12 protein-coding genes are annotated in these 12,960 nt (G+C 62.3%); all 12 read right to left on the bottom strand.

Annotated features, from left to right (window positions below; translation table 11 throughout):
* Position 1: 1 nt before the first annotated feature.
* Complete coding sequence (gene lpxA / locus F759_RS0108740) at positions 2–790, bottom strand: acyl-ACP--UDP-N-acetylglucosamine O-acyltransferase (RefSeq protein ID WP_027799511.1); 789 nt, start codon at positions 788–790, stop codon at positions 2–4.
* 88 nt (positions 791–878) lie between these two features.
* Entirely contained in the window at positions 879–1,343 is a 465-nt protein-coding gene (gene fabZ / locus F759_RS0108745; protein WP_027799512.1) for a 3-hydroxyacyl-ACP dehydratase FabZ, read from the bottom strand.
* Between the two features lie 182 nt (positions 1,344–1,525).
* Positions 1,526–2,674, bottom strand: a complete 1,149-nt coding sequence (gene lpxD, locus F759_RS0108750) for a UDP-3-O-(3-hydroxymyristoyl)glucosamine N-acyltransferase (protein ID WP_027799513.1) — start codon at positions 2,672–2,674, stop codon at positions 1,526–1,528.
* A 241-nt stretch (positions 2,675–2,915) separates the two neighbouring features.
* The gene (locus F759_RS0108755) at positions 2,916–3,437 is read right to left on the bottom strand and encodes an OmpH family outer membrane protein (RefSeq protein WP_027799514.1); all 522 of its coding nucleotides are present in this window, start codon (positions 3,435–3,437) and stop codon (positions 2,916–2,918) included.
* 47 nt (positions 3,438–3,484) lie between these two features.
* Complete coding sequence (gene bamA, locus F759_RS0108760) at positions 3,485–5,797, bottom strand: outer membrane protein assembly factor BamA (protein WP_027799515.1); 2,313 nt, start codon at positions 5,795–5,797, stop codon at positions 3,485–3,487.
* 67 nt (positions 5,798–5,864) lie between these two features.
* Positions 5,865–7,304: an RIP metalloprotease RseP gene (gene rseP, locus F759_RS0108765; protein ID WP_027799516.1), complete on the bottom strand. Its 1,440-nt coding sequence runs from the start codon at positions 7,302–7,304 to the stop codon at positions 5,865–5,867.
* Positions 7,305–7,311: 7 nt separating this feature from the next.
* The gene (locus F759_RS0108770; protein WP_027799517.1) at positions 7,312–8,517 is read right to left on the bottom strand and encodes a 1-deoxy-D-xylulose-5-phosphate reductoisomerase; all 1,206 of its coding nucleotides are present in this window, start codon (positions 8,515–8,517) and stop codon (positions 7,312–7,314) included.
* Between the two features lie 10 nt (positions 8,518–8,527).
* A complete protein-coding gene (locus F759_RS0108775) occupies positions 8,528–9,349 on the bottom strand; it encodes a phosphatidate cytidylyltransferase (RefSeq protein ID WP_027799518.1) in 822 nt (273 codons plus the stop codon).
* Positions 9,343–10,125: a polyprenyl diphosphate synthase gene (uppS, locus tag F759_RS0108780; protein ID WP_027799519.1), complete on the bottom strand. Its 783-nt coding sequence runs from the start codon at positions 10,123–10,125 to the stop codon at positions 9,343–9,345. Before uppS ends, F759_RS0108775 begins: the two co-directional genes overlap by 7 nt.
* Before the next feature lie 154 nt (positions 10,126–10,279).
* A complete protein-coding gene (frr, locus tag F759_RS0108785; protein ID WP_027775328.1) occupies positions 10,280–10,840 on the bottom strand; it encodes a ribosome recycling factor in 561 nt (186 codons plus the stop codon).
* Positions 10,841–10,940: 100 nt separating this feature from the next.
* On the bottom strand, positions 10,941–11,654 hold the full coding sequence (gene pyrH / locus F759_RS0108790; RefSeq protein ID WP_027799520.1) for a UMP kinase: 714 nt from the start codon (positions 11,652–11,654) through the stop codon (positions 10,941–10,943).
* Positions 11,655–11,873: 219 nt separating this feature from the next.
* Positions 11,874–12,755: a translation elongation factor Ts gene (gene tsf / locus F759_RS0108795; protein ID WP_027799521.1), complete on the bottom strand. Its 882-nt coding sequence runs from the start codon at positions 12,753–12,755 to the stop codon at positions 11,874–11,876.
* Between the last annotated feature and the right edge of the window lie 205 nt (positions 12,756–12,960).

Consider the following 12,960-nt stretch of genomic DNA (forward strand, 5'->3'; position numbering starts at 1 on the left):
CTTAGCGGATGATGCCGCGCTGCGACGCTTCGACAAACGCAAGCAGCGTTTGCACCGGCTCATCGCCGTCACCGCCGGCCGACGCCAGTTCACGCAACTGCACTTTCGCTTCTTCGAGCGACAGGCTGTTCTTGTACAGCAGGCGGTACGCAGAGCGCAGCGCCGAAATGGCGTCCGGCGAAAAGCCGCGGCGGCGCAGACCTTCAACATTGATGCCGTGCGGCTCGGCCTTGTTGCCCGCCGCGATCACGAACGGGGGAATGTCCTGGACCAATGCCGAAGCGCCGCCCAACATGGAATGAGCGCCGATGCGCACGAACTGATGCACGCCCGACATGCCGCCGACGATCGCATGGTCGCCGATCGTCACGTGGCCGGCCATCTGCGCGTTGCTCGACAGAATCACGTTGTTGCCGACGTGGCAATCGTGCCCGATGTGCACGTACGCCATGATCCAGTTGTCGTCGCCGACCGTGGTTACGCCCGCGTCCTGCACGGTGCCGGTGTGGATCGTGGTGAACTCGCGGATCGTATTGCGGTTGCCGACTTCGAGCCGCGTCGGCTCGTCCTGGTACTTCATATCTTGCGGACGACCGCCGACCGATGCGTAGTGGCCGATCCGGTTGTCTTCGCCAATCGTGGTGTGGCCTTCGATCACGCTATGCGAACCGACGGTGGTCCGGGCGCCGATCGTCACATGGGCGCCGATCACCGCGTACGGCCCGACTTCGACGGATTCGTCGAGTTGTGCGCCCGGTTCGACGATCGCAGTGGGATGAATCCTGCTCATGCGTCCTCGCTTCTGATTCTGTTGCGTTGTCTGGATGGGCTGGGCCTGGCCGGCTGCGTCATAAGGCGCCGGCTGCCCGGACATTGACTCAGGCGTCCTTGTCCGTGTGACGCACCGCGCACATCAGGTCCGCTTCCGCCGCCACCACGCCATCCACCTCGGCTCGCGACTTGAACTTCCAGATGCCGCGCATATGCCGCTCGAATGTACAGTTCAGGATGAGCTGATCGCCCGGTTCCACGACGCGCTTGAAGCGCGCGTTGTCGATACCGACGAACAGGTACAACGTGTTCGACGGGTCGCTCGGCTCTTCCGAGAACGTGAGGAGCGCTGCCGTTTGTGCGAGCGCTTCGAGGATCAGCACGCCAGGCATGACGGGCCGCGTCGGAAAGTGTCCCTGGAAATACGGCTCATTGATCGACACGTTCTTCAACGCTTTGATGCTCTTGTGCGGCTCAAGTTCGAGCACCCGGTCGACCAGCAGGATCGGGTAACGATGTGGCAGCAGCGTGAGAATCTTATGAATGTCGAGATTGATTTTTTCGGTGCTCATGGTGTTTCTGCTCACGCATTGACTGCGCGATGATGACTGCGGATGCTGGTGCAGGTGGGTTGGTAACGCGTGCTGCCGGCGCTCGCCGTGAACCGGGGCCGTGCCACCGGGTCACGGCAACCGTCTTCGCTTCCTGATATTCGCCCGCCATTTTACGCGGTACTGGCGAGCCGCCCAGAAATCTAGCTTTTGTCGCTGTGTGAATTGCCTGTCGCGCCCTGTGGCGCAGGCGCGGGCTTACTGTCCGGCTTTGCCTCCGCCCTGACGCCCGGCCGGTCCGCCGCGGCAGTTTCCAGCGCCTTGATGCGGTCGCGCAGCTTGTCGATATTGCGCAGCAAAGCCGCGCTTTTGTTCCAGTCGGCGTGGTTCACAGCTGGAAATGCGCTCGTGTACATGCCGGGCTTGAGTAGCGACTTCGATACGCCGGACTTCGCGGTGACGATCACATGATCGGCGAGCGTCACGTGCCCGGCAATGCCGACCGCGCCGCCGATCATGCAATGACGCCCGATGGTCGTGCTGCCCGCGATACCCGCGCAACCGGCGATCACCGTATAGGCGCCGACTTTGCAGTTGTGGCCGATCTGCACGAGGTTGTCGATCTTCACGCACTCTTCGATGATCGTATCGGCCATCGCGCCACGGTCGATCGTGGTGTTTGCGCCGATTTCGACATCCGCTGCAATCGATACGCCGCCAACTTGCGGAATCTTCACCCAGCTACCGGTACGCGCTTCGCCTTCGCCGACGAAATCCGGCGCGAAGCCGAAACCGTCCGAGCCGATCACCGCGCCCGCGTGCACGATCACGCGTTCGGCGAGCTTGCAACCGTGATACACGGTCACGTTCGGATACAGATGCGAACCCGCGCCGATGCGCGTGCCGCGGCCAATTACGACGTTCGCGTCGAGCCGCACGTTTTCACCGATGACCGCGCCGGCTTCGACCGTAACGTGCGGACCGATCACCGCGCTCGCGGCGATCTGCGCGGACGGATCGATCGTCGCACTCGGATGAAGGCCAGGTGCCACCTTTGGAGAAGCCAGGTCGATGAAGGTTTGCGCGACGCGCGCGAAGTAAGCATACGGATTCGGCGTGACGATGAAGTTACGCGCGCTGCGGGAGGCGAGCTTCGCGAGGTCGTCGGCATTGATCAGCACGGCGCCCGCACGGGTCGTCTCCACTTGCGACAGGTACTTCGGGTTGGCGAGGAACGCCAGCTGGTCCGGGCCTGCCTGGTCGAGCGGCGCCAGGCTGCCGACGCGCTGCGAACCGTCTCCTACTACTTCACCGCCGAACCGTTGGACGATGTCCTCGAGCGTAAATGCCATGCCTATCCTGTCTCCTGCTGTTCAGTGCGTCTTGTCGGTGCTGCGGGCTGGAGCCTCTCGGTCCGGCGCTTCGTGCGTAGTTCCGGCGCGGTCCTGGCGCGGTACTAGCGTGATTCCGGTCCGCGTAAAGCTCGCTTCTTCGAACTTACCAGTTGGTAGCGCGGGCCACGCGCGGCGTGTGCATTCCCTGCCCTGTTCCACCGCGCCCTTCAACTCTGCGTCCAACGCCCTGCCGGTGCTTTCAGTTGCCCGAGGCCGCGAGAGCCTTGAGCACCTGATCCGTGATGTCGATGCGCGGGCTGACATACACCGCTTCCTGAACGATCAGGTCGTAGTGCTGCGCCTCGGCGATCTGCTTGATGACCTTGTTCGCGCGGTCCAGCACCGCCGCGAGTTCTTCATTGCGACGCTGATTCAGGTCCTCGCGAAACTCACGTTGCTTGCGCTGAAAGTCCGTGTCGAGTTGTGACAGATCGCGCTGCTTTTGCGCCCGATCCGCCGACGACATCGACGCGCCGCTCTTGTCGAGCGAATCGGACATCGACTTCAGTTTCTGCGCCATGTCCGCGAGGTCCTTGTCACGCTTGGCGAACTCGGCCTCGAGCTTGACCTGGGCCGCTTTCGCCGCAGCGGATTCCCGCAGAATCCGGTCCGAATTCACTGCGGCAATCCTGGCTTCCTGCGCGTGCGCTACTCCGACGCCCAGCGTCATTGCCAGCGCCAGCGCGCAAGCCACACGTTTCGAAAACATACCGGTTAGCAAAGTGATCCTCTCGATACTGTTGTTTGGCGAGCCACCCGCAACGCGGATCAGAACGCCGTCCCGATCTGGAACTGGAACTTCTGATACTGGTCGCCCGTATGCTTGGTGAGCGGGAAGCCCAAGCTCAGCTTGAGCGGTCCGATCGGCGAAATCCATGCAAGGCCGACACCGTAGCCGTAACGCAGACCGTTGGCGCCGTTCGACGTGGCGGCGGTGCTTGCGTCGGCCCAGACGTTACCGGCATCGAGGAAGGTGAACACGCGCAAGGTCCGATCATAGCCGGTGCCCGGCAGCGGGAACGTCAATTCGATGTTGCCGACAAGCAGCTTCGAGCCGCCGATCGGATCGCCGGTTGTGGTGTCGCGGGGGCCGAGCGAGCTCGGCTCGTAGCCGCGGACCGAACCGATACCGCCCGCGTAGTAGTTCTTGAAGATCGGGTATGGCTTGCCGCCCATGCCCTTGCCGTAGCCACCCTGGAAGTTGAAGCCCAGCACAAAGCCGCGCGCAAACGAGTAATAGTACTGCGCGTTGATGTCGGCCTTGTAATACTGGGTGCTGCCGATGGGCGTACCGTATTCGGCGTTTGCCTGCGCGAAGTAGCCGCGGCTCGGCACGAGCGCGCTATCACGCGCGTCGCGCGACCAGCCCACCGTGACCGGCACGTTGTTCGACACGCGGCCGAAGTCGGTCACGTATTGTTTGTACGAAGCCGGCGTATTGGCGTCCACGTCCAGCTGGTTCTGCTCGAGACCCGCGCCGAAGTACACCGTGTCGACTTCCGAGAACGGAATGCCGAACTTCAGGTCACCACCAATCGTGACGATCTTGAAGCTCGAATCGGTCGAGTAGTACAGCGGCTGATACGTACGGTAATAAACGTCGGTAATACGCTTGATGCCGTCGACCGTGAAGTACGGATCGACCTGCGTGACCGTCAGGGTACGGTAGGTTTTCGCGGTATTGACGTTCACCGCGAGACTCGTGCCCGAGCCGAACACGTTGTCCTGCGAGACGCCCGCCGAGAGCACCACCTTGTCGGTCGAAGAGAAGCCCGCGCCGAGCGTGATCGCGCCGGTCGGCTTCTCGGCCACCTTGACGTCGACATCGACCTGGTCCGGCGTGCCTTCCACCGGAATCGTGGTCACGTCGACGTCGGTGAAGTAGCCAAGACGATTGATACGGTCTTTGGACAGCGCGAGGCGGTTCGAGTCGAACCACGAGCTTTCGAGCTGACGCATTTCGCGGCGCACCACTTCGTCACGCGTACGCGTGTTGCCGACCACGTTGATCCGGCGCACGTAGACGCGGCGGCTCGGGTCCACTTGCAGCGTCAGGTCGACCTTGTGGTTCGCCTGGTCGATCTGCGGCTGCGCGTTGACGGTCGCGAAGGCGTAACCGTATTCGCCCAGCTTGTCGACGATAGCCTTGGTGGTGGATTGCAGCTTTTCAGCCGAAAAGCGGTCGCCCGGTTTGATCTTGATGAGCTTGGCAAGCTCCGGCTCGCGGTCGAGCAGATTGCCCGCTAGCTTGATGCTCGAAATCGTGTACGGCTCGCCTTCATGCAGCGTGACCGTCAGGTACATGTCCTTCTTGTCCGGCGTGATCGACACCTGCGTCGACTCGATATTGAACTCGAGGTAGCCGCGGTTCAGATAATACGAGCGGACATTTTCGAGGTCGCCGGTGAGCTTGTCTTTCGCGTACAGGTCGTTCTTCGTGTACCACGAGAACCAGTTCGGCGTGGACAACTGCATTTCGTCGCGCAGCGTGCCGGTGCTGAACGCCTTGTTGCCGATGAAGTTGATCTGGCGGATCTTCGCACTCGGCCCTTCAGCCACCGAGAACAGCACCGAGACACGATTGCGGTCGATCGGCGTGATCGTGGTCGTGACTTCGGCCGCGTAGTAACCGCGCGTCAGATACTGACGCTTCAGTTCCTGTTCGGCCTTGTCGACCAGCGCCTTGTCGTAGTAACGACCTTGCGACAAGCCGACGGCGCGCAGCGCCTTGGTGAGGTTTTCCTTGTCGAACTCGTGAATGCCCGCGAAGTCGATCGTGCCGATGGCCGGACGCTCCAGCACCTGCACGATGACCACATTGCCTTCGGTCGCGATCTTGACGTCGTTGAAGAAGCCGGTTGCGTACAGTGCGCGAATGGCTTCCGATGCCTTGTCGTCGCTGAACGTGTCACCCTGCTTGATAGGCAGGTAGGCGAACACGGTGCCAGGTTCGACGCGTTGCAATCCCTCGATCCGGATGTCTTGCACCACGAAGGGCGTGGTTGCGTGAGCAACCAGTCCATGCGCGGCGAATGCCGCGGTTATAACCGTCTTCGGAACAAAGCGATGAGGTTTAAACAACGTGCTTCCCCAGTGTGTATAGCTGCATCAGGTCGGACGGTCGCCGTTGTGAGCGCCGCCGGACACTTTAAAAGTGGATTAAACGAGCGAGATCGTTGAACAGTGCAATCGCCGACAAAGCAACGATGCAGGCGAGGCCCGCCCTCTGAAAAACGAGTTGCCAGCGATCGGAGACAACTTTACCGGTCACGGCTTCAACCAAATAATATAACAGATGACCCCCGTCCAATACCGGAATTGGTAGCAGGTTCAGTACACCGAGGCTAATACTGACGAGGGCCAGGAACGACAGGAATGCAGAAGGACCCAGACGTGCGCTCTTTCCTGCGTAATCGGCGATCGTCACGGGACCCGACAGATTTTTCAGCGAGGCCTCGCCGACAATCATGCGGCCGAACATCCGCACCGAGTAAACCGCGAGATCCCACGTGCGGCGCGCGCCCAGTTGAAGGCTTTCGAAAGGTCCATAACGCACGTTGATCGACGGCACCTGGGTCGCCAGTTCCGCGCCGATGCGGCCGATCTGCTGCCCCGTTGCCGCGTCGCGCTGCGCTTGCGGAACGATGCTGATGTCTTCGAGCTTGCCCTGCGTTTGACCTTGGCTTTGACCTTGGCTTTGACCTTGGCTCTGACCCTGCGTCTGGCCCCCGGCTGCCCGCTCCACTTGCAGCGTCAAAGGCTGGCCGGCGTGCGATTTTACATACGCGATGAAGGCCGTGGCGTTATCGGTTGCGATGCCGTTGATCGCGCGCAAGCGGTCGCCCGGAGCAAGTCCCGCCTTCTGCGCGGCACTGCCCGGCTGCACGCTCGCAACGGTCAGCTTGCCGCCGCCGGGTTCGAAGCCGAGGCGCGACATGAAGTCGTCGTCGACGTCCTTTTCATTGATACCGCGCAAGTCGAGTTGAAAGTCGGACGTACCATCCGGGCCTTTCGCGCTCAGCACGACGCGTTTGTGATCGAACGCCGCACCCAGCAGTTTCCAGCGCAAGTCCGACCAGGAGCGCACCGGCGCGGAGTCGGCGGCATTCTCCGTGCGCACGGCGACCACCGTTTCCCCGCCTTCGAAACCGGCAACGGCGGCTGCCGTGTTCGGCGCTGGCACGGCCAGAATGGCCGCAGGTTCGGTAACGCCGGTGGCGAACACGAGGCCGAACAGCACGATCGCCAGCAGGAAATTCGCAACCGGCCCAGCCGCGACGATCGCGATACGGCGCCACACCGACTGCCGGTTGAACGCATGCGGCAACGCTTCAACGGGAATCGGCGCGCTGCCGGTCTCACGCTCGTCGAGCATCTTCACATAGCCGCCGAGCGGCAGCGCGGCAATGGTCCACTCGGTGCCGCTCTTCGGACTGACCCACTGAAAGAGCGGCTTGCCGAAGCCAATCGAAAAGCGCAGCACCTTGACGCCGCACAGCCGCGCCACGCTGTAATGCCCATATTCGTGGACGACCACGAGCACGCCAATCGCAACCGCGAAGGCGAGCACTTCGATCAGCAGATTCATAAGCGCCTCACTGGACGGCGCGTTCCGTGCGGCGGGCGGCGTCGGGCAGACGCGCGATGAATTCGGCAGCGGCGCGGCGCGCTGCGGCGTCTGCTTCGATCACGTTTTCGAGCGCGTGCGCGCTGCCATTCGGCAACGCATTGAGCACCGAGTCGACCACTTGCGCGATCGCCATGAAACCGATCTGGCGCGACAGGAACGCTTCAACAGCAATTTCGTTAGCGGCGTTGAGCGCCGCACTGGCGAGGCCGCCTTCGGCGAGCGCCTTCATGGCCAAAGCCAGACAGGGGAAACGTGCGTAGTCCGGTTTTTCGAACGACAACGACGCGATTTCCGCGAGGTCCAGTTGCGCGACGCCCGAATCGACGCGATCCGGAAACGCGAGCGCGTGCGCGATCGGCGTGCGCATGTCGGGATTGCCTAGTTGCGCGAGCACCGAGCCGTCGGCATATGAAACCAGCGAATGGATCACGCTTTGCGGATGAATCAGCACGTCGATGCGCTCGCCCGGCAAGCCGAACAGCCAATGCGCCTCGATGACTTCGAGGCCCTTGTTCATCATCGTGGCGGAGTCGACTGAAATCTTGCGGCCCATGACCCAGTTCGGATGCTTGCAGGCTTCGTCCGGCGTGACGTCGAAAAGCGTGGCCGGTTCGCGCGTGCGAAACGGGCCGCCCGACGCGGTCAGAATGATCTTCGACACGCCGCCATGCAGCGCGGCTTCGCGCGGCAAGCACTGGAAAATAGCGTTGTGCTCGCTGTCGACCGGCAGCAGAACCGCGCCATTGTCGTGGACCGCGTCCATGAAAATGGCGCCCGACATCACCAGTGCTTCCTTGTTTGCAAGCAGGATCCGCTTGCCGGCGCGGGCGGCGGCGAGGCTCGGCGCGAGGCCGGCCGCACCCACGATGGCCGCCACCACCGTGTCGCAGCCACTGGCTTTCGACACGTCGACGAGCGCCTGGGCGCCGTAGGTCACTTCGGTCTTGCAGCCTGCCTCGCGCAGTTTGTCCGCGACGCGTGCGGCCGTGTCGGCGTCGCCGACCACCGCAACTTCCGGTCGAAAACGCAGGCATTGCTCGACGAGCTTGTCGCCGTTGCGGTGTGCAGTGAGCGCATAAACCGAAAAACGCTCCGGATGACGCGCAACGACGTCGAGCGTGCTGTCTCCAATCGAGCCCGTGGAACCGAGCAATGTCAGACGTTTTTGCATATCTCTTTCTCTAGCCGAGCAGCAGCATGGCAATCGGCAGCACCGGCAACAATGCGTCGATGCGGTCGAGCACGCCACCGTGCCCCGGCAACAGGCCGCTCGAATCTTTCACGCCGGCCTGGCGCTTCATCATGGATTCAAAAAGGTCGCCTACCACGCTGAACACCACCAGCAGCGTCAGTGCGAGCAACGCACGCAGGGCGCCCCATTGCGCCCACAATCCGGAATACAGGGTCGGCTCGAACGCATGCGAGACGACCGCCGCCAGGGCGACGATTATCACGACGAGCCAGCCGCCGATCGCCCCCTCCCACGTCTTGCCGGGGCTGATGGCGGGCGCCAGCTTGTGCTTGCCGAATGCCTTCCCCGAGAAGTATGCGCCGATATCGGCGAGCCATACCAATAGCAGCAGCGACAGCACGAACGGCACACCGTGCATGCGCGCGGCGACGAGAGCATGCCAGCACGCGACGAATATCACAATGCCGGCAAGGAACAGAAAGCTGCGCCAGGCGCCCTGCGCGAGCGTCGGCTTGCGCAGCAGCACGAACGGGCCGGCGATCACCCAGAAAATGGCGGCCGCCTGATAAAACGGCCGCGCTCCCTCGACGCCAATGCCGAGGCGCGTGCTCGCCACTAGCGCCACTGCGGCGACCAGCGCGTAAATGACGGGGCCGGCGCCGCCCAGCTTGAGCAGGCGCGCCCACTCCCACGCGGCGAATACGACGACGAACGCAATCAGCGCGCCGAACGCGCCAACCGGCGCGAACAACGTGACGGGCAGAAACACCGCCAGGAGAACAATCGCCGTGATGACACGGGTTTTTAGCATGGAAGCGAATCGACGTTTTGCGATTGCGGCTCGAGCTGAGCACTGGTGCGGCCGAAACGGCGCTCACGCTCAGCGTACGAAGCGATCGCGTGGCCGAGCGCGTCGGCGTCGAAATCCGGCCAGAAGGTGTCGGTGAAATAGAACTCTGTGTAGGCCAGCTGCCACAGCAGGAAATTGCTGACGCGCCGCTCGCCGCCCGTACGGATGAACAGATCGGGCTCGGGCGCATACGACATCGACAGGTGCTCGGCGAACGATTCCTCGCTCACCTCGACCGCCTTGCCCGCTAGCGCCGATTGCTCGGCGAGCCTGCGAGTGGCTTGCATGATGTCCCACCGGCCGCCGTAATTGGCCGCGATAGTGAGCGTGAGGCGGGTATTGCGCGCCGTCTTGGTCTCCGCGCGCCTGATCAGATCGCGGATGCGCGTATCGAAACGCTCGAGATCGCCGACCACCCGCAAACGGATGCCGTTCGCGTGCAGTTTGCCGATTTCGCGTTCCAGCGCCGTGACGAACAGGCGCATGAGGAACGACACTTCGTCGTTCGGACGGCGCCAGTTTTCGGAGCTAAAAGCAAACAACGTGAGATATTCGACGCCCTGGCGGGCGCACGCCTCGACGGCCGCACGCACAGCGTCGACGCCGCGCGTATGCCCGGCCACGCGCGGCAAGCGGCGTTGGGTGGCCCAACGGCCGTTGCCGTCCATGATGATCGCGATATGTCGCGGCACCGCGGCGACATCAGGCACGCGCACGGTTGAACTGGTGTAGGTCATGGCCGTCGGGACAATAACTGCAAATGAAGAAGTGAAAACCCTGAATTGGTGGGTGCTCCCAGACCTGGCGCAGTACGGTTAGCACTTCGCGCCAGCCCCTGAAGGGACAGAAAAAGCCGGACCGGCCCCGCATTTTCCCCGGAGCCGGGCGGCCTTACACCGTCATGATCTCGGCTTCTTTCGTCACGACGAGCTTGTCGATCTCAGCGACGAATTTGTCCGTCAGCTTCTGAATATCGTCGCCTGCACGGCGCTCGTCGTCTTCCGAAATTTCTTTGTCTTTAACGAGCTTCTTCAACTGCTCGTTAGCGTCGCGACGCAGGTTGCGGACCGCGATCTTGGCCGTTTCGGCCTCGCTCTTGACCACTTTGGTCAGTTCGCGGCGGCGTTCTTCCGTCAGCGCGGGCATCGGCACCCGGATCACGTCGCCCTGGGTGGCCGGGTTCAGACCGAGGTCCGACTCGCGGATCGCCTTTTCGACGACCTGGACCATCTTCTTTTCCCACGGCTGCACGCCGATCGTACGTGCGTCGATCAGCGTCAGGTTCGCAACCTGGGAAATAGGCACCGGCGAGCCGTAGTAATCGCACTGGATATGATCGAGCAGGCCCGTGTGCGCACGGCCCGTGCGAATTTTCGACAGATCGTTCTTGAACGCGTCGATGGAACGCTGCATTTTTTGTTCAGCGCCCTTCCTGATATCAGCCACAGACATTTTTAAACCTCCGAACCTTCAAAACGGTGCGAGCCGGCCAGCACGCGCGGTATGCGGCGGCCCGGGCTCGCGTCAAAGCCCACGTTATGTGAACGAGAGTTTACACGTGGACGAGGGTGCCCTCGTCCTCGCCGAGCACGATGCGCTTGAGCGCGCCCGCCTTGACGATCGAAAACACGCGGATCGGCAGCTTCTGATCGCGGCACAGCGCGAACGCCGTGGCGTCCATGACCTGCAGATTGCGGCCGATTGCCTCGTCAAAGCTGATCGTGGTGTAGCGCGTCGCACTCGGATCTTTCTTCGGGTCGGCTGAGTAGACGCCGTCAACCTTGGTGGCTTTCAGCACGACTTCGGCGCCGATTTCCGAACCGCGCAGCGCGGCGGCCGTGTCGGTCGTAAAGAACGGGTTGCCGGTGCCGGCCGCGAAAATCACGACTTTGCCTTCTTCTAGCTGGCGAATCGCGCGCGGGCGGATGTACGGCTCAACCACCTGATCCATGCGCAGCGCGGATTGCACACGCGCCTCGATGCCTGCATGACGCATGGCGTCCTGCAGTGCCAGCGCGTTCATCATGGTGGCGAGCATGCCCATATAGTCGGCTGTTGCGCGATCCATACCGGCTGCGCCGCCCGCTACGCCGCGAAAAATGTTGCCGCCGCCAATCACCACGGCCAACTGCGTTCCAAGACGGACCACTTCGGCCACGTCCGCCACCATTCGTTCGATGGTCGCGCGATTGATGCCGAAGGCATCGTCGCCCATCAGAGCTTCACCGGAGAGTTTGAGCAGGACGCGTTTGTAGGCAGTGGGCATAGGGTATCCAGATCGCGCAGAACAGGGCAACAACAAGGGACTAATGTAGGGGTGAAATGCTGATTCGGGCAAGCGCCGCCAAATTGATGAACCCAGGAGGTCCGCCAACGGCGGCTGCGCAGCGAGGGTCGACCCGCGCGCAGCCTTGCGGCGCCGCCGACCGCGGCACAGTCTTGCTCTGCCGCGGGTACAACGGTACTAGCTGAGACTCGGTGAAGCTTATTGTTGCTTTGCAGCAGCCACTTGCGCGGCAACTTCAGCAGCGAAGTCGTCCTGCTTCTTCTCGATGCCTTCGCCGACCACGAACAGCGCGAACTTCTGAACGCTCGCGTTGCCGGCCTTCAGCATCTGTTCGATCGTCTGCTTGTCGTTCTTAACGAACGTCTGGTTCAGGAGCGACACTTCCTTCAGATACTTCTGCACGCTGCCGTCGACCATCTTCGCGACGATTTCAGCCGGCTTGCCCGATTCGGCGGCCTTCTGCTCAGCGATGCTGCGTTCCTTGGCGATCAGATCCGCCGGCACGTCGTCCGACGACAGCGAGACCGGTTTCATCGCGGCGATGTGCATCGCCACGTCCTTGCCAACCTGCTCGTCAGCGCCGGTGTACTCGACCAGCACGCCGATACGCGTGCCGTGCAGGTACGCGGCCAGCTTGTTCGACGTCTCGAAGCGCACAAAACGGCGGATCGACAGGTTCTCGCCGATCTTGCCGACCAGCGCGAGGCGCACTGCGTCGACGGTCTGGCCGTCGAGCGGCAGAGCCGACAGCGCGGCGACGTCAGCCGGGTTTTGCGTAGCGACCAGTTCGGCGATCTTCTTCGAGAAAGCCAGGAAGTCGTCGTTCTTCGAAACGAAGTCGGTTTCGCAGTTCAGTTCGACGAGCGAACCCGCGTTGCCGCCGATGAACGAGGCGACCACGCCTTCAGCCGTGACGCGCGATGCAGCCTTGCTCGCCTTGTTACCCAGCTTCACGCGCAGCAGCTCTTCAGCGCGCGCCATGTCGCCGTCGGCTTCCGTCAGCGCCTTCTTGCATTCCATCATCGGCGCGTCGGTCTTTGCGCGCAGTTCTGCAACCATGCTTGCGGTAATTGCCGCCATCATTTGCTCCTTGAGTTCCGTCTGTGTTGCGTCTGTGTTTGCGTCTATTACACGCCGCCCGGACTTCGATACCGGCGGCAAGAATTTGTTTCAGCGTTATGCGCATTTTCTACGGATAACGCATCGGGCACCGCCCCAGCCGGAGACAGCGCCCCACTACGACGTCGCGGCTTAAAAAAAGGGGGCCTGTAGAAAGCCCCCTTTT

Origin of the sequence: Paraburkholderia dilworthii, assembly GCF_000472525.1 — a bacterium.
Taxonomy (GTDB): domain Bacteria; phylum Pseudomonadota; class Gammaproteobacteria; order Burkholderiales; family Burkholderiaceae; genus Paraburkholderia; species Paraburkholderia dilworthii.